This window comes from Pseudomonas fluorescens group sp. PF-69 (assembly GCF_054481235.1).
Genome location: NZ_JBTMNC010000001.1, coordinates 1,048,442 through 1,065,385 on the forward strand (window position 1 = coordinate 1,048,442; position 16,944 = coordinate 1,065,385).

A 16,944-nucleotide genomic window follows, 5' to 3' on the forward strand; every position below is an offset into this window, starting at 1 on the left:
CTTTCATAGAGGCGAGGCTGGCGCCAAACTTTTCGAAAAAAGCCAAGCGCCAGGCGAGTATCAACCCCTGTGCAAACTAAACTTGAGATTACGCTCATCTATTTGGATCGACAGCGCATGATCATTACCGAATTCATCAATAACGATAAACGGGAACGTCTCTTTCCGAGCCTGAAAATCATCAGCGCGCCTTGGCGATAGACCTTTAACTAACGAGAGCTCTCCAGATCGTTTATGCACATCAATGTCGTACTGCCAGCCTGGCATATTGACTCGGACGCTCTTCTGAACAGCAGAAGGGAAAACGCCAGTAAAGAATCTTATCGCCCGCGCAGCACCCTCCAGGTTCATTCGACAAAAATTTATCGGATATTTGCTGTCCGGATTGTACTTCGCGCTTTCCCACGAAAAAAGTTCAACCTGTGTCGAACCAAGGTAGAGCCCTAGATGGTATAAGAAAAATTGTTCATCCACACTCTTAATATTTAGTCGTTCCAAATCCCAGCGAAACTGATCAATTGCATAAGTCGCCTTTCTCTCAGCATGGAGTACGACACTTTTGTTTATTTTCCTGCCATCCGGGTTAGTCGTATTGTTACTCCTGTAAACTTTCCCTTGCAGCGTCACCTCTACCGCGATTTGTGTCTGTCCGACGACAGAGGACGACACCCAAAACACCAGGGGTGCCTGTCGAAAGGCGGAAAGACGATCGCTGACCAAGGACGACAGCCCCCATCCCGGTACCTCATGGGAATACTTGTTCTCGATAGGGCTGGAACTCCACCCCTGCAACGGGCTGCCAGTATAGACATCCACCTTCAAAGGCTCGCCAGTGTGATATTCGATCAACCTTGCCGAAAACAGGTCAGGAAAATATGGCAGCGAAACAGGATTACCATCTGCATCCTGGGCTTCTACAAAGACCCATACCCGCACCTGCATTCTGCCATTGGCATATAACCTTTTCGATTCAACGCCAGGCGCTTCGAATCTGACTTCAAGCCTGGTTACTTTATCGATCTGCACGGGTGCCTGCGCTTGCAACGCATTTTCAACAGAAACGATTTCAACACCAGGTTCTTTCGAGTCACTCATATCCATATTCCTTGCCATTTTTTAGTAGCAACCTTTTGGCTGCATTGAATGCTGTATCCGACAACTGGAAACTTCACCCACTGCCTGACTACACGCTCTTACCAAAAACAAATAACAAGAAAGACAGATCGCGACCATTCACAAGATTAACAGACTATTTCCACTCACCCATATAACCAATGAGAACACTCAGCCCTCGAAGAAACGGAAGAGCTGAAGACCGCGCGCCCTCTAGCTTAAGCACTTGACGCGCGACAACTTCAGCTCTTCTTGACTTGATATTTCTAAAACCAGACCGACTACAGCCCTCAGAAAAACACGCAGCAATCGCAACAACAATCAACACATCGATTTTGTTCAGTCGTCATCCACACTACTTTCATCACCCGTTTCCAGCCCACTTTCATCGGATTCGGTTTCGATACCAAGCTCATGAAATTCGTCTACCAACTCGTCATCCACCTGAATCAGGATCTGCTTATCAACGCTGAAATTGTTTTTATATTCGGAAACACGTTGCTGACTCGCAGCACTCAGGGGGTTATCCGTAAAGTTGTAATTCACAGGGCGGGTATCAGGCACATCGAACAACTCATCAGGCATTTCTACAATTTCATTGAACGTCAAGTCGGCAAACGCCAATTTTTCCAACCCGAACAGTCCATCGGGCACTTCCCTCAATCCGGTGGACTTCAAGTGCAGCCGCTCAAGCTTCTTCATGTGGACCACCTGAGGGCTGAGACCCAACGGATTATTGTCCAGGTCCAACTCTTCAAGGTTCTCCATATGAGCCAACCCTTCTGCAGTGGCCTGCGTCAAACGAAGGTCGCAATTCTCGAGCGTCAGGCAGATGAGTGAGCGCATCTGAAAGGTCTCGACAGGGAAGGACTCCAGGCGAACGCCCCTCATCGTCAGGAACTGAAGATTGGGGAAGCGTTCAAGAAAGCGGCCTGCCCTTAGACAACCACTGCTGTTGACCAGCAAAAACTCGGACACATGACTGAAATCCGCCGACAGTTCAGGCAAGTCGCCAATGACGTCCAGTTTTGAAAAAAACCGGCGGGTGTCAAAGCGGTTTTCCGGGGTCAGTTGCCGGCGCCAACAGGCCTTCACCACCTCAATGAAAGCGGCGCGGTTACGCTTTTGCGCGGCGCTCACCTCGGCAGACAGCGCAACATCCGTCAGAGGGTGACGAGCGGGCACGTCGTCGGCCCAGATCTGCAGGTCATTGAGCAGTGTCAGGTGTTCATTTTCCAGGTGGACCAGGGCTGGCAACGGATCGGCACCCAGGCGGGTCTCTCGCAAGGCCTGTAAATCTTCTTCCGCCAACGTGGGAAACAGCCTGCGCAAGCGCGGCTCAATCGCGCCGGATGCCGTGGGCAAGCTGTCACCACCGCCCAGCAGATAACCGGCGCGACCTACCGCCAGTCCCATGGGAGAGCGCGCACCGGGTTCCAGAGACGGTTGTCCGAACAACGCTCGCAATTCGGACCGCGGCAACAATGGCCGACGCCTGATGGCCTGCTCCAACGCCCCCCCCTGCCCGACGTGAGGCAAACCAATGGCTTCGCGCTGCGCCTGGGGCAACGCATGCTGGACCGCACCGAACAGATTATCCAGGCCATGGAGCGCCTCGCCATGCTCATCAAAGGCCTCGTATCGCCCCTGTTGCCTGACCAGAACCTTGCGTATCGACGCATCGGGACGGCCGATGCTGTCATGCAGAGCGCCCGCCACATCGACGTCACGCACTTCGATGCGAATGTCCGCCGACCAGCCGTCGAGCGTTTCGAGCATATGCAGGGCCAGCATGTCTGTATCCGTGCTTGATTGCGCCTCCAGGTAGAGTCCCTCATAGGCGCGGTTCAGGCGCAATTCACGCAGGTAGTACAGCGCTTCGTGAGCCATTCGCCGCGGCATGCCATGCCTGTTGTGCAGGTGCAGGCGTTCGGCGGCTCCGGACTCGGCCCACAACTCCTGCGCGATCGTGCGCGGCAACCGTGGAAAAACCCGGCGCATCTGCCGGGTGTGGCTGTCCGCGCCTGACTCGAAAGCCTCCTCAAGGGCCCCGAACAACTGTTCGCGACGGGTTTGTGCCCATTGCGCCATGCGGCTGCGCAGCAGCGAGGCACGAACCGTCACTGACGGCAGCGCGTCACCCGGCGCGGTGCTTAACCCAAGGAGTCTTTTCAGGGCCCCCTCTTCCAGTGTGGTCACAACGGTTTGAATCACGTTGCCGTCGAGCAACTGCCCCTCGGACAACACCACCTCCTGCGTCTTCAGCAGCTCCAATTGCAGAGGCACGTCAGCCTTGGCGTAAATGCCAGGGTCCGGGCTGGCGACGTATTCACGAAACGCCCGAACCCGCTCATCAACCTTGAAACGTCGAATCGTATCCTCCAGCAAGGCCGGTGGACGCCGCGCGTGAACGTGCAGGTGCCGCAGCATCGCTTCATCGATCCCGCTGACCGCCAATATGCGTTGCGCAGTCTCGTCGGAAAACTCTGCAACCGAGTGCCCCAGGCGCCGGAACAGTTGCGCCCCCTGCCATTGCATCGGTCGCTCGACCTCGTGGGCCCAGGCGCCGGCGCCGTTGTGGGCGAGTCGCGGTCGGTAGGCGTCCGCCCGCTGCGGGTGGCGAATGCAATACGTACCGCTTTCAGCCTCGGCGCCCACTGCATAAGTGCGCCCCTGAAGCGTCAAAAAGGTTTTGCCGGCGTGATGCTGTAGCCCCTGCTCGTCCGGTAGGCCGCCGGTCGGCAGCGCGGCGGTTTGTTCGTAGGGTTGCAGGTCGGGATTCCATAAACGCATGCGACCGTCGGGCAGTGCTACCGGTTTAAGCCCCTCGATAAACGCCGACGGCTTGAGGGGGAGCATCTTTCCGGCCACAGCCCCCGCCACCCCGAAAGCACCGAGCTGCGCGAGGTTCTCGGCGATGACCAACAGATGATCAGCGGCTTCGGACACTTGCCCTTCAGCCCAATCAAGAACACCGGTAAAGGTTTCCTCGAGCAATTGATAAGCGGTGTACGCCAGCATCACTTCACCCAGAAACGGCACGAAGGGCATTGCCACCAGGGTTGCGACCTGCACGACGATCGAAGCCACGTTTTCCAGGCTGTCCCACAGCGCCCAGCGCGACTGGCGATCCTCATCGGTCGTGGGCACGGCGATGATGCGCGCGTCATTGAGGATTTTGTCGAGCTTGTCCTGATACAGCCATTGCCATGGATCACCCTGAACCGGGTGCGCGTGGAAACGCAACTTGGGGTTGTCGACGGGCGTGCGTCGCCAGGCCGGCCGCGGGTCACCCGGCTTTACTGCATGCCAGGTCTCGGCATTCAAGTGCTGGTCAAGTTCGGCAAAAAAATAACCGCGCTGCTCATGGGCGATGAACCGGGCAAAAAAACGTTGATAGGCCGGTGAACGCAGTTGCTCCGTCAATGCCGTCTTGAACGCCAGGGCCGACGGGTACTCTTTGATCGGATGCTGTGGATCGTCAGGCACGTACACGATCAACGGTTCCACGCGGGATGAACGTTCCAGATCACCCGCCAGCACCATGATCCCGGTCAGCCGGGCCGTCATGATCTGCAGCTGGTAGCAGCGCAACGCCAGACTCGACACGCCATCCAGCAGCCGCAGCAGCGACGCCTGGGAATCGGTACCGATGTCCCCTTTCATCCGCGCCAGGAGCACAGCCGCCCTGAACGCATCTTTTTGACTGGTCTTGACCCTGAACGCCAGTCCGACCTTGGCCACCGAATCCCTGGGTAACAGAATCGCCTCCAATTGTGATGCGTACTGACCGCCGATATCCAGTTCGCGGCACATTGAAGCAAAGGCGCCGATCGTTATTCGTTCGTTAATGGGCAATACATGAAAATGGCCTCGGCTATCAGGTTCGCTGATAAAACAGGATGCATTATCAAAGTACTGGTCAGCGGCTTCCTTCTTCTCAAAGTTATGCAAGGCCGCGTCTAACAGGGAAAGGGTTTTAACTTGATACCCCGGCAAAATGCCTTTGGGCAAATAGAGCCGCAAGTATGAGCGGGTAACATCGAGTTCAACGCCAAATCGATTCTTCAGCGCCTGGCGCAGCAAGGGCTCGGCAAACCGCCGGGCATCGGCCAACGACTCGAACACCCGGTCCAGCCTGGCCTGGGATATCCAGCTGGCTTTGACCGCCTGCGCCAATTCTGCGTGTGAAGCCGCCGATACCGTTCGGTACCATTCAGGAACGATGACAGGTGCTTGCCGCAAAGCCAAGCGTCTGTCGGGTGATGCCTGGGTTAACCAATCAGGAATTTTTTCTTCAATGAATCGCTTATGACCATCATCCGTGCAACGTTCAAAACATATATCAAACATACAAGCAGCCTATAAACCGAAGTTGAACTTCAGTTTATAAAAGCCAACCATCCACTATGCGTTAAATAATTACCGCATCTTCGCTTGAACGTTATGCAGATCCTTCACTGCTCATCGTTATAAACAAACTTTGGCATTTCCCAGTGAAAACGAATCGCCAGCAAGCGCAGCAGGAAACCGCCGAACAGGGTGATCAGGATGGCCTGTTCGCCGGGCAAATTCAGGTACAGACAAAACATGTAGCACCACGCCGCGGCGAACGAGACGCTGGCATAGAGCTCACGACGGAAGATCAGTGGAATATCGTTGCAGAAGATATCCCGCAGGATGCCGCCGAACACCCCGGTGATCACCCCGCTGACCGATGCGACCAGCATGCCGTGGCCCATTTCCAGGGCGGTCATGCAGCCGATCAGGGTAAACGCCACCAGACCGACGGCATCGAGCACCAGAAACAGCGAACGCAGGTGACGCATCCAGCGTGCCGTGAACACCGTCACCATGGCCGCAACAGAGGTCAGCACCAGGTATTCCGGGTGCTTGACCCACGTCAGTGGGTAATGCCCCAGCAGCACATCACGCACCGACCCCCCGCCCAGCGCCGTGACGCACGCAATCAGCACCACACCAAACCAGTCCATGCCGCGACGGCCCGCAGACAGGGCGCCAGTCATGGCTTCGGCGGTGATGGCGATCAGGTAGAGCATCAGCAACATGGTGGCGGTCCTTGCAGAAAGGCGCGCAGTCTACTCACTTCACCCAAGCACCAAAAGAGGGCAATCGGAAAACCCGAGGCGAGGGTGCTTGCCCCGCTGGAGTGCGAAGCGCTCCCTCGCCACAACAGCCCTCGCGGCGCCTGATCAGAACTTGATGAAATGCTTGCGGTAGTGCTGCAACTCGGCGATGGACTCGCGGATGTCGTCCAGGGCCAAGTGGGTGCTGCCTTTCTTGAAGCTGTCACGCACGTCCGGCGCCCAGCGCGCGGCCAGTTCCTTGAGCGTGGACACGTCGAGGTTGCGGTAGTGGAAATAGCTTTCCAGGGATTTCATGTGGGTATAAAGGAAGCGCCGGTCCTGGCAGATGCTGTTGCCACAGATCGGCGACTTGCCCTTCGGCACCCACTTCTCGAGGAACGCGATGGTTTCGGCTTCGGCTTCGGCCATGCTGATGCGGCTCTCGCGCACACGTTGGGTCAGCCCGGAACCGCCGTGTTGACGGGTGTTCCACTCGTCCATGCCGGCGAGGATTTCGTCGCTGTGATGGATGGCGATCACCGGGCCTTCAGCCAAAGTGTTCAGGTCACTGTCGGTGACGATGGTGGCCATTTCGATGATGACGTCGGTATCAGGGTTCAGACCGGTCATTTCCAGGTCGATCCAGATCAGATTCTGCGGGTTTTGCATGTGTCGGCTCCTAGGCAATGCTGCGCAGTTTAGCCTAGGCCGGTGGCCGGGCGTGCTAAACTCGCGGCCGTTTTACCTAATCGCTGCATTCTTGATACGGAACACCCATGGCCAAACGCCAACTCAATCGTCGTCAAAACTGGCGCATCGAAAAGATTCAGGGCGAACGCGCTGCCCGCGCCGCCAAACGCGAGTCCTCGGCTGTCGAGGCACTTGAGGGCGGCGACCTGGGCCCGGAACAGCACGGTCTGGTGATCGCGCACTTCGGCGTGCAAGTCGAAGTCGAGGCCGTTGATGGCGAACAGGCCGGTGAGGTTTTCCGTTGCCACCTGCGCGCCAACCTGCCGGCGCTGGTGACCGGCGACCGAGTGGTCTGGCGTGCCGGCAACCAGGGCATCGGCGTGATCGTGGCCCAATTGCCACGCAACACCGAACTCTGCCGTCCGGACAGCCGTGGCCAGCTCAAGCCTGTTGCGGCCAACGTCGACATGATCGTGATCGTCTTCGCCCCGCTGCCCGAACCCCATGCCAATCTGATCGACCGTTATCTGGTCGCAGCCGAGCATGCCGGCATCAAGCCGCTGCTGTTGTTGAACAAATTCGATCTGATCGACGAAAACAACGCGCCGGCACTGAACGCTCTGCTCGCGGTTTACCGCACACTGGGTTACCCGGTGCTGGAAGTGTCGGCGCACCATGGCAACGGCATGGAGCAACTTCAACAGCAGCTGGACGGACGCATCAGCGTGTTCGTCGGCCAGTCCGGTGTCGGCAAGTCATCGCTGGTCAACAGCCTGTTGCCCAACGTCGAAACCCGCGTTGGGCCGTTGTCCGAGCTGTCCGGCCAGGGCACTCATACCACCACCACCGCGCGACTGTTCCACTTCCCCGGTGGCGGTGAGCTGATCGACTCACCGGGTATCCGGGAGTTCGGCCTTGGCCACGTCAGCCGTGCCGACGTCGAAGCCGGTTTCATCGAGTTCAACGACCTGCTCGGCACCTGCCGCTTCCGCGACTGCAAGCACGACCGCGAGCCTGGTTGCGCCCTGCTCAAGGCCCTGGAAGATGGCCGCGTGCAGCAACAACGAATGAACAGCTACCGCTCGATCATCGCCAGCCTGCCGGAAAACGGCTACTAAACAGACGCATCGACCGCCCTGCCCCCACGGGGGCGGGCGATCGCTCGTTCCTGCCTACAAATACCCTCCCGCCTTAAACATCAGACGCTTCTGTAAGACGTCCGCCCCCGCACTTGCAGGGCATTTCTGATTCGCCGCGCAAGCCTTGTCAGTGCCCCTCAATTGCATACATTCGAGCCCTCTTCGCATTCAGGCGACACCGAGGGCACCCATGCAAACCTATCACCTGTTCATCAGCCATTCGTGGAACTACTCCGATGCCCACGACAGACTGGTAAAACTGCTCACCGCGCACCCGACCTTCACCTTCAAGAACTTTTCAGTCCCCCCACACAATCCAATCGTTGGCGCACAAACCGACAAGCAACTTGAGCTGGCCATTGAAAACAAAATCCGCCCTTGTTCGGCGGTGCTGATCATGGCCGGGATGTATTCGGCCTACAGCAAGTGGATCAACAAGGAGATCGAAATCGCCAGGCGCATGGGCAAGGTGATCATCGCGATCAAACCGTTCGGCGCCGAGCGTATTTCCACGGCGGTACGGGATGCCGCACATGCCGAATGTGCGTGGAACACCAACAGCATCGTCAGTGCCATTCGCCAGCATACGGCGGTGTAACCATGCGCAAGGGATTGTTTATCGGCATTAACAACTACACCCATGTGTCCCAGTTGAGTGGCTGCAACAACGACGCGATGGCCATGGCCTCGGTATTGAAGACCGACGCCAATGGCGATCCGAACTTCAAGAACGTCGTGCTCACCTCCGCCGAAGACGACTTGAGTCGCGAAAAGCTCGAAGACCAGATCCGCGAACTGTTCTCCGGCGACTGCAATGTCGCGCTGCTGTATTTCGCCGGCCACGGCAGTTTCGACCTCGATACCGACGAAGGCATGCTGATCCCTCAGGATTACAAGTCCGCAAAGGACGGTATCCGGATCAGCGATATCCTGAACTGGGCGAGCAAAGCCACGAAAATCAAAAACAAGGTGATCATTCTCGACTGCTGCCAGGGCGGGTCGGCTGGCGAAATACGCGCATTGCGCAGCGAAAGCAGCGTGATTGGCGAGGGCATGACCATTCTGACGGCATGTAAAAAAGAACAGCCGGCGATGGAAGGCGCCGGCCACGGAGTCTTTACCGGTTTGCTGCTTCAGGCATTGCACGGCGGTGCCGCGAACATCCTCGGCAAAATCACCCCGGGCAGCCTCTATTCATTCGTCGACAACGCCCTCGACGCCTGGGAGCAGCGGCCGGTGTTCAAGACCAATGTGTCGCAGTTCATTTCCCTGCGCGAGGTCTCGCCGCTGATCCCCAAGGAAATCCTGCGCAAGCTGCCCGAGTGGTTTGCCGAAGCGGAGTCGGTCTACCCTCTCGCCCCCAGCTTTGAGCCCACCGAACCTGAATTCAACCCGGAGCACGGCGAAGTCTTCGCCCAACTGCAAAAGTGCAACCGCCACAGCCTGGTCGAACCGGTGGATGCCGAACATATGTATTACGCCGCCATTCACTCCACCGGATGTCGCCTCACTGCCCTCGGCGCCTATTACCGCGAACTCGCGATCAAGGGACACTTCTGATGCCTGTGTTTATCAGCTACCGCCATATGGATCGCGCCTATGCGATGAACATCAACAGCCGCCTGATGCAGGCCAACATCAGAACTTACCTGGACGTGCTGGACCCAGAGTCCCAGACCACCGACGACATCACCGGCGTAATCACCCGCAATATCAGTGAGTGCACGCATTTGCTGGCGGTGGTGTCGGAAAAAACCGCGCTGTCCTGGTGGGTGCCGTTCGAAATTGGCGAGGCCACCATTACCAACCGGCGCATCTGCTCGTTCAAGACCGGACCGACAGAACTGCCGCTGTACCTCGATAAATGGCCGAAACTGACGCGCGAAAAGGACATCGATTTTTTCATTGATGCCTATCGCAATGAAGCGACACTCAAACGCTCGATGTCACTGGAGTCGATCACCGGCAGCGAGTCCATGCGCAGCGTCAACAGAACGAACGCCGATCGGTTTCATATTGATCTCAAATCCAGAATCTCCCGCGGTTTCTGAAATCGCGCCCACAAAAAAGGCCGACTGCGATGTCGGCCTTTTTTGTGGGTCACTGCTTCGGCGTTGAGGCCGGTGCAGTGGCGGGAGCAGAGGCTGGTGCCGCACTCCCGGGCGCTGACGGTTTCGGCACCGGATCATCGAACAAATTCAGACGCTCGCGAAGCTCATGCGCCGGCAGCGGCTCCTTGTCCGCCGGCAACGCATTCGGATCGACGGGTGCAGCCGGCGCTGCTCCGGGCGTCCCGTTTTCTTTCGTGGCATCAGGGGCAGTTTCGGCCCCTTGCGAACCTTCGATGGCGCGCTGGGCTTTCTTGGTCAGCACGATGATGTCGATACGACGGTTGATCGGATTGAACGGATGTTCACGATCAAACAGCGCCGATGAGGCATACCCCACGACACGCGCCACTTGCTGATCCGGATAGCTGCCCGCGACCAGCGCACGGCGGGCGGCGTTGGCACGGTTGGCCGAAAGTTCCCAGTTGCCGAAATCACCGGTGCCGGTGTACGGCTTGGCATCGGTGTGGCCGCTGATGCTGATCTTGTTCGGCACCGCTTTGATGGTGTCGGCCATGGCCAGCAGGATGTCTTCGAAATACGGTTTCAAGCGGGCACTGCCGGAGTCGAACATCGGCCGGTTTTCGGCGTCCACGATCTGGATGCGCAAGCCGTCCGGGGTGATCTCGAACATGATCTGGTCTTTGAATTTCTGCAACTGCGGATTTTCTTCGACCTTGTTCTGCAACTCTTGCAGCAACAGTTCGAGACGCTCCTTCTCGACCATCTCGGCCATGCCTTCGACCTGTTCGGCGTCGACGGTTACCTTGTCCGGTTGTGGCTGGGACTTCACCTCGGGGTTGAGGGTGTTCTCCGGCGCCAGGGTCGGCGTGCCGCCCAGATCGATGATGTAAGGCGTGCCGCTTTCCGAGAAGCCGATCGGGTCCTTGAAGTAACCGGCGATGGCGATCTTCTGCTCCGGCGTCGCCGTGGACAACAGCCACAACACCAGGAAGAACGCCATCATCGCCGTGGCGAAGTCGGCGAAGGCGATTTTCCAGGCGCCCCCGTGATGCCCACCGGCGTAGCGCTTGACGCGCTTGATGATTATCGGCTGATTGTTCTCCATGCTTAACGACCGCGAACCGCTTGTTCCAGCTCGGCGAAGCTAGGACGGTGCGCCGGGTACAGAACCTTGCGTCCGAACTCCACGGCCAGCGATGGCGGCATGCCGGAAGCCGAGGCGACCAGCGAGGCCTTGATGGCTTCGTAGACGTTCAGTTCTTCCTTGGAATCGTGGGCCAGGGAAGTGGCCAGCGGACCGAAGAAGCCGTAGGCGGCGAGAATACCGAAGAACGTACCGACCAGTGCCGCACCCACGTGCAGGCCGATGGACTTCTGGTCACCTTCGCCCAGGGACGCCATGGTCACCACGATACCCAGTACCGCCGCGACGATACCGAAACCGGGCATGGCGTCGGCAATGCCGTTCACGGCGTGGGATGGATGCTCCAGGTCTTCCTTGAGGCTGAAGAGTTCCATGTCAAACAGCCCTTCAAGCTCATGAGGTGCCATGTTGCCGGAAGACATGATGCGCAGGTAATCGCAGATGAACGCCGTCATGCGCTCATCCTTCAGGACCGCCGGGTACTTGGCGAAGATCGGGCTCGCGGCGGCATCTTCGATGTCACCTTCGATCGCCATCATGCCTTCACGGCGGCTCTTGTTGAGAATTTCGTAGATCAGGCCCAGGACTTCAAGGTAGAAGCCGTGGCTGAAACGCGAGCTGAACATGCTCAGGGATTTCTTGAGCACGTGCATCGTCATGTAGCCGGGGTTGGCCTGCAGGAATGCGCCGAGGGCCGCGCCGCCGATGATCATCACCTCGAAAGGCTGGATCAGGGCTGCAATTTTGCCGTGGGAGAGCACGTATCCGCCGAGCACGCTCGCGAATACGACGATGATGCCGATAATTTTAGCCATAGGTAGGAGAGCACTTACTGAGTCGGGTTCAAGGTCATATTCGGAAGTTAAAAAATCTCTTCTTCTACTTATCGGCAAAACTGCGCCAGACTATAGCCAGTTCAGGCGAAAAGCCAATTTGACCCACTCCGGGCACAGTTAACGCTGACGATGATCGCCTCCAACATGGTTAACGAAACGAACGTTCCAACGCCAAAACCGACCACACTCGAAGGCTGGGTCAAGCTTCTGGATGATGTGCGCCTGCCGGTTCCCAAGGCCATTCATGACCGCGTCTGGCTGGCCATTCGCGACCATCGCAGCTCGTTGCGCGACATCGCCGAATTGATGCAGGAAAGCCCGCCCCTGGCCTTGAGCGTGATTCGCGAAGCCAACCGGCATACCCATGGCAGCATGACCGAGCCGGCGGAAAACCTTGAGGTCGCCATCAATCGTCTTGGCCTCAAACGCACCGAAGAACTGCTCGACCGGATGCCCGTACTGCCGCAAACCGACATCCCCAAAGCCCTGCGTCAATTGCAGATGATCAGCCAGCACGCCACGCAACAGGCCAATGGTTTTTTTGCCAGTCGCCTGGCGCGCCTGTGGCAGGACATCTACTGGGGCAGCCTGCTGTTTCTGTCGCCGCTCTGGCCACTGGCCCTGACTCACCCGCAATTGCTGGAGGACTGGGAACTGCGGGTCATTCATAAAGGCGAGTCGGCGCGCAAGGTCGAAAAGCAATTGTTTGGCGTACGCCTGCTGGACATCGGCCAGGCCCTGGCGGACATCTGGCGCCTGCCGATCTGGGTGCAGCAGGGCTACCGCCTGCTGCTCACCGAGCAACGGGAACTGGTGAAGGTTCTGCGCATTGCCCGCGACAGCGAGCATCCATTGCGCCAGCAGAACCGCCTCGATGACGATCCGACCCTGCGCCGCTGGCTCAATCAACCGGCCAACACCGTGTTGCTGGCCAACGGTCTGGCATTGTCGGCGCACCAGGCCTGGGACAGTCCGCACAGCCAGCGGTGGCAGTATCTGACCAGCCTTTACCTGCAAGTACCGATGGAAGACGTGCAACAGCAATTGCACCAACAGGCCGCCAACAGTGCGCGCCATCACGCCATGCCCGACCTTTGGCACCCCGCCGAAGCGTTGATCTGGCCGTGGGGCATGAATCGCGTCCATGCCGCTTTGCTGCCGGCACCGGCGCCCACCGCCGAGGACCTGGCGAAATGGCGCAAGCAATGCGCCGAGCTGTTGGTCGAACCGAGTCACTTCACCAATGCCATGCACTTGACCATCGCTGCCCGGGACGCCCTGGTCGCCTGCGGCATGCGCCGCGTGATGATCCTGATGGCCGACCGCACCCACGCCAACCTGCGAGTGCACCAAACGGCGGGGCTGCCCAAAGAAGTGGCGGCGATGAACTTTGCGGTCAGCCAAAGCACCGTGCTGCAACGCCTGCTTTCGCAACAGGCCCAGGTACGGATCAACCCGGCCAACAACGCACAATTTTCAGCCCTGCTGCCCAATGGCCTGCGTGCACAGTTCGGCGGCGAACACCTGCTGCTGCGCTCGCTGGTCAACAATGGCCGGGTGATCATGATTGTCGTGGCGGATCAGGGCGGCGGGCCGTTTTCGGAAATCACCGTGCAAGCCTTCGGCAAAACGGCGCAGTGCATCGAGAAAGCGCTGCATAACTTTAGCCGCCGCGGCCAATAGCGCTGCGCTACAATCCTCCCTTTTGTGCTCTGGAGACCTCACATGTCTGACTTCTCTGGCTTGCCGCTGGTGATCGAACCGAGCGACTTGCTCCCTCGCCTCGATGCCCGTGATCTGATTCTGGTGGACCTGACCAGCAGCGCCCGCTACACCGAAGGGCATATTCCCGGTGCGCGGTTTGTCGATCCGAAACGCACACAGCTCGGCCAGGCGCCCGCCCCAGGCCTGATGCCGCCGCAAGCCGCACTCGAAGCGTTGTTCGGTGAGCTGGGGCACAATCCCGATGCGGTCTACGTGGTTTATGACGACGAGGGCGGCGGTTGGGCCGGGCGTTTTATCTGGCTTCTGGACGTCATTGGTCACAGCAACTATCACTATGTCGACGGCGGCCTGACGGCCTGGCTGGCAGAAGGCTTGCCCATGTCGATCCAGGTCCCCGCTCCTGTGGGTGGCCCGGTTGCATTGACCCTGCATGACGAACCCACCGCGACCCGCGAATACCTGCAAAGCCGTCTCGGCGCCGCCGACCTGGCGATCTGGGACGCCCGCGGGCCGCTGGAGTACTCCGGCGAGAAAGTCCTGGCGGCCAAGGGCGGACACATTCCTGGCGCGGTCAATTTCGAATGGACCGCCGGCATGGACAAGTCCCGGAACCTGCGTATCCGCACCGACATGCCGCAGATCCTCGAACAACTCGGGATCAGCAAAGACAAAGAAGTGATTACCCACTGCCAGACTCACCACCGTTCTGGCTTCACCTATCTGGTGGCCAAGTCCCTCGGTTATCCGCGAGTCAAAGGCTACGCCGGCTCCTGGGGCGAATGGGGCAACCACCCCGATACCCCTGTAGAGATTTAAGGTTTTTAAGGACAGTTAATGAATAAGCGTCTGTTTATCCTCAGCCAGTACCTGCTGCCCCACCATTTGCTCTCGCGACTGGCCGGCTGCATCGCCGAATGCCGCGTGCGCTGGTTCAAGAATGCATTCACCGCCTGGTTCGCCAAGCGTTATCAGGTGGACATGTCCCAGGCGCTGGTCGAAGACCTGACGGCCTACGAGCACTTCAACGCCTTCTTCACCCGCGCCCTGAAGGACGGCGCGCGTCCTCTGGACCAGACACCGGGCGCGATCCTCAGCCCGGCCGACGGCGCGGTCAGCCAACTCGGCCCGATCGAACACGGCCGCGTGTTCCAGGCCAAGGGCCACAGCTTCAGCGTGCTGGAATTGCTGGGTGGTGATGCGGCAAACGCCGCGCCGTTCATGGGCGGTGATTTCGCGACCATTTACCTGTCGCCAAAGGACTACCACCGTGTGCACATGCCGCTGGCCGGCACCCTGCGCGAAATGGTCTACATCCCGGGCCGGATTTTCTCGGTGAATCAGACCACCGCCGAAAACGTCCCGGAACTGTTCGCCCGCAACGAGCGTGTGGCGTGCATCTTCGACACCGAACGCGGGCCGATGGCCGTCGTGCTGGTGGGCGCGATGATCGTGGCATCGATCGAAACCGTGTGGGCCGGGCTGGTGACGCCGCCGAAACGCGAGCTGAAAACCTTCCGCTACGACGAAGCCGCTCGTGCGCCGATCCATCTGGAAAAGGGTGCGGAACTGGGCCGCTTCAAACTGGGTTCGACCGCTATCGTGCTGTTCGGGCCGGATCAAGTGAAGTGGGCTGAAGAACTGGCGGCGGGTTCGCCGGTGCAGATGGGCCAGGGAATGGGCTCACCGAAAGCCTGATAGAGACCGACAGCGCAGGAGCGAGCCGGCTCGCGAAAAACGTGACGGCGCCGCGGGCATTCAGAATGCCCGCGTCATCGTTAACGTCCATCGCGAGCAGGCTCGCTCCTACAGGTGATTTGCGGCGTTACAGTTGTCCGTCGCGATCGCGGAAGCCCAGCAGATACAACACGCCATCGAGCCCCAGGGTGGAAATTGCCTGCTTCGCCGACTGTTTAACCAGCGGCTTGGCGCGAAACGCCACGCCCAACCCGGCAATTGCCAGCATCGGCAAGTCATTGGCGCCGTCGCCGACCGCAATGGTCTGCTCCAGACGCAAACCTTCCTTGTGCGCCAGCTCCTTGAGCAGATCAGCCTTGCGCTGCGCATCGACAATCGGCTCGATTGCCACGCCCGTCACCTTGCCATCCACCACTTCCAACTCGTTGGCGAAGACGTAGTCAATACCCAGCTTGGCCTGCAATTGCTTGGCGAAGTAGGTGAACCCGCCCGACAGAATGGCGGTTTTGTAGCCCAGGCGCTTGAGTTCGGCGAACAGGGTTTCAGCGCCTTCGGTCAGGCGCAGGGATGCACCGATGGAATCGAGTACGCCGACATCCAGCCCCTTGAGCAACGCCAGACGCTCCTTGAAGCTGGCGCGGAAGTCCAGCTCGCCGGCCATCGCCCGCTCGGTAATTTCAGAGACCTTGTCGCCTACACCGGCGGCCTTGGCCAGTTCGTCGATCACTTCGGCTTCGATCAGGGTCGAGTCCATGTCGAACACCGCCAGGCGACGGTTACGACGGAACAGCGAATCTTCCTGGAAGGCGATGTCGACGTTCAGCTCCTGGGCGACGCTGAGGAATTCGGCACGCAGCGCCTGCGGATCGGCCGCTTCGCCACGTACGGAAAACTCGATGCAGCCCTTGCCTTTATCCGCCGGCGTATCCAGCGGCATGCGCCCCGACAACCGATCGATGTGGTCGATGTTCAGGCCGTATTTGGCGGTGATCGAACTCACGGCCTGCAATTGCCCGGCCGTCACTTTGCGGGTCAGCAGGGTCACGATGTGGCGTTTTTTGCCCTGGTTGCCGACCCACTGCTGGTAATCCTCTTCGGACACTGGCGTGAAACGTACCTGTTGATCGAGCTCGTAGCCCTTGAACAGGATGTCCTTGAGCACCGACTTGCCTTGCTCGGTACCAGGAATTTCAACCAGGATGCCGAACGACAGGGTGTCGTGGATCACCGCCTGACCGATGTCGAGAATGTTCACACCACCCTGGGCCAGAACGCCGGTAATGGCCGCAGTCAGACCGGGACGGTCGACTCCCGTGATGTTTATCAGGACGATTTCGCGCAAGGCGCACCCCCGCAGGTGGAAAAAAACCGCATTCTACCCACTTTCAGTGACCATCGGGCACCGTGAGCGCTTTGCCGGTCTAGACCCTGTCGCTATACTGC

At 58.8% G+C, this 16,944-nt stretch carries 14 protein-coding genes; 7 read left to right on the forward strand and 7 right to left on the reverse strand.

The window, feature by feature from the left end:
- Positions 1–60 precede the first annotated feature (60 nt).
- The 4 genes from ACX3YF_RS04780 to orn form a co-directional block, all read right to left on the reverse strand.
- Complete coding sequence (locus ACX3YF_RS04780; RefSeq protein ID WP_223272642.1) at positions 61–1,095, reverse strand: hypothetical protein; 1,035 nt, start codon at positions 1,093–1,095, stop codon at positions 61–63.
- 357 nt (positions 1,096–1,452) lie between these two features.
- Positions 1,453–5,241 carry a dermonecrotic toxin domain-containing protein gene (locus ACX3YF_RS04785; protein ID WP_458943766.1) on the reverse strand — a complete coding sequence of 1,263 codons (3,789 nt, stop codon included), beginning with the start codon at positions 5,239–5,241 and terminating at the stop codon, positions 1,453–1,455.
- 329 nt (positions 5,242–5,570) lie between these two features.
- Positions 5,571–6,182, reverse strand: a complete 612-nt coding sequence (locus tag ACX3YF_RS04790) for a trimeric intracellular cation channel family protein (protein ID WP_288100164.1) — start codon at positions 6,180–6,182, stop codon at positions 5,571–5,573.
- A 144-nt stretch (positions 6,183–6,326) separates the two neighbouring features.
- On the reverse strand, positions 6,327–6,869 hold the full coding sequence (orn, locus tag ACX3YF_RS04795) for an oligoribonuclease (RefSeq protein WP_130204950.1): 543 nt from the start codon (positions 6,867–6,869) through the stop codon (positions 6,327–6,329).
- Between the two features lie 107 nt (positions 6,870–6,976).
- Here orn and rsgA point away from each other — a divergent pair, with 107 nt between their 5' ends.
- The 4 genes from rsgA to ACX3YF_RS04815 all read left to right on the forward strand — a co-directional run bounded on the left by rsgA (position 6,977) and on the right by ACX3YF_RS04815 (position 10,080).
- On the forward strand, positions 6,977–8,008 hold the full coding sequence (rsgA, locus tag ACX3YF_RS04800; RefSeq protein ID WP_047536692.1) for a small ribosomal subunit biogenesis GTPase RsgA: 1,032 nt from the start codon (positions 6,977–6,979) through the stop codon (positions 8,006–8,008).
- Between the two features lie 211 nt (positions 8,009–8,219).
- Positions 8,220–8,627 (forward strand): TIR domain-containing protein, encoded by a 408-nt coding sequence (locus ACX3YF_RS04805; protein WP_130204952.1) that lies wholly within the window; start codon positions 8,220–8,222, stop codon positions 8,625–8,627.
- Between the two features lie 2 nt (positions 8,628–8,629).
- Positions 8,630–9,589 (forward strand): caspase family protein, encoded by a 960-nt coding sequence (locus tag ACX3YF_RS04810; RefSeq protein WP_458973471.1) that lies wholly within the window; start codon positions 8,630–8,632, stop codon positions 9,587–9,589.
- A complete protein-coding gene (locus ACX3YF_RS04815; protein WP_130204956.1) occupies positions 9,589–10,080 on the forward strand; it encodes a toll/interleukin-1 receptor domain-containing protein in 492 nt (163 codons plus the stop codon). Before ACX3YF_RS04810 ends, ACX3YF_RS04815 begins: the two co-directional genes overlap by 1 nt.
- 49 nt (positions 10,081–10,129) lie before the next feature.
- Here the strand turns inward: ACX3YF_RS04815 and motB are convergent, their stop codons facing one another.
- Positions 10,130–11,206 (reverse strand): flagellar motor protein MotB, encoded by a 1,077-nt coding sequence (gene motB / locus ACX3YF_RS04820; RefSeq protein WP_130204958.1) that lies wholly within the window; start codon positions 11,204–11,206, stop codon positions 10,130–10,132.
- 2 nt (positions 11,207–11,208) lie between these two features.
- Positions 11,209–12,060: a flagellar motor stator protein MotA gene (motA, locus tag ACX3YF_RS04825; RefSeq protein ID WP_130204960.1), complete on the reverse strand. Its 852-nt coding sequence runs from the start codon at positions 12,058–12,060 to the stop codon at positions 11,209–11,211.
- A gap of 165 nt (positions 12,061–12,225) precedes the next feature.
- On the opposite strand from motA, the gene ACX3YF_RS04830 reads away from it, so the two are divergent.
- Genes ACX3YF_RS04830 through asd form a run of 3 tightly spaced genes read left to right on the forward strand, consistent with a single transcriptional unit; the run spans position 12,226 to position 15,501 of the window.
- Positions 12,226–13,764, forward strand: a complete 1,539-nt coding sequence (locus ACX3YF_RS04830; RefSeq protein ID WP_458943767.1) for an HDOD domain-containing protein — start codon at positions 12,226–12,228, stop codon at positions 13,762–13,764.
- Positions 13,765–13,806: 42 nt separating this feature from the next.
- The gene (locus tag ACX3YF_RS04835) at positions 13,807–14,622 is read left to right on the forward strand and encodes a rhodanese-like domain-containing protein (RefSeq protein WP_130204964.1); all 816 of its coding nucleotides are present in this window, start codon (positions 13,807–13,809) and stop codon (positions 14,620–14,622) included.
- 18 nt (positions 14,623–14,640) lie between these two features.
- The gene (asd, locus tag ACX3YF_RS04840) at positions 14,641–15,501 is read left to right on the forward strand and encodes an archaetidylserine decarboxylase (protein WP_047536672.1); all 861 of its coding nucleotides are present in this window, start codon (positions 14,641–14,643) and stop codon (positions 15,499–15,501) included.
- A 127-nt stretch (positions 15,502–15,628) separates the two neighbouring features.
- On the opposite strand, the gene serB is transcribed toward asd, so the two are convergent.
- Complete coding sequence (serB, locus tag ACX3YF_RS04845; RefSeq protein ID WP_103403340.1) at positions 15,629–16,843, reverse strand: phosphoserine phosphatase SerB; 1,215 nt, start codon at positions 16,841–16,843, stop codon at positions 15,629–15,631.
- Positions 16,844–16,944 lie beyond the last annotated feature (101 nt).

Bases quoted from the DNA above. Each gene is read 5' to 3' on its own strand.
- ACX3YF_RS04835 (WP_130204964.1), top strand. From the start codon at position 13,807: ATGTCTGACTTCTCTGGCTTGCCGCTGGTGATCGAACCGAGCGACTTG.
- rsgA (WP_047536692.1), top strand. From the start codon at position 6,977: ATGGCCAAACGCCAACTCAATCGTCGTCAAAACTGGCGCATCGAAAAG.
- ACX3YF_RS04805 (WP_130204952.1), top strand. From the start codon at position 8,220: ATGCAAACCTATCACCTGTTCATCAGCCATTCGTGGAACTACTCCGAT.
- motA (WP_130204960.1), bottom strand. From the start codon at position 12,060: ATGGCTAAAATTATCGGCATCATCGTCGTATTCGCGAGCGTGCTCGGC.
- ACX3YF_RS04790 (WP_288100164.1), bottom strand. From the start codon at position 6,182: ATGTTGCTGATGCTCTACCTGATCGCCATCACCGCCGAAGCCATGACT.
- ACX3YF_RS04810 (WP_458973471.1), top strand. From the start codon at position 8,630: ATGCGCAAGGGATTGTTTATCGGCATTAACAACTACACCCATGTGTCC.
- ACX3YF_RS04815 (WP_130204956.1), top strand. From the start codon at position 9,589: ATGCCTGTGTTTATCAGCTACCGCCATATGGATCGCGCCTATGCGATG.
- ACX3YF_RS04780 (WP_223272642.1), bottom strand. From the start codon at position 1,095: ATGAGTGACTCGAAAGAACCTGGTGTTGAAATCGTTTCTGTTGAAAAT.
- ACX3YF_RS04830 (WP_458943767.1), top strand. From the start codon at position 12,226: ATGGTTAACGAAACGAACGTTCCAACGCCAAAACCGACCACACTCGAA.
- orn (WP_130204950.1), bottom strand. From the start codon at position 6,869: ATGCAAAACCCGCAGAATCTGATCTGGATCGACCTGGAAATGACCGGT.
- motB (WP_130204958.1), bottom strand. From the start codon at position 11,206: ATGGAGAACAATCAGCCGATAATCATCAAGCGCGTCAAGCGCTACGCC.
- asd (WP_047536672.1), top strand. From the start codon at position 14,641: ATGAATAAGCGTCTGTTTATCCTCAGCCAGTACCTGCTGCCCCACCAT.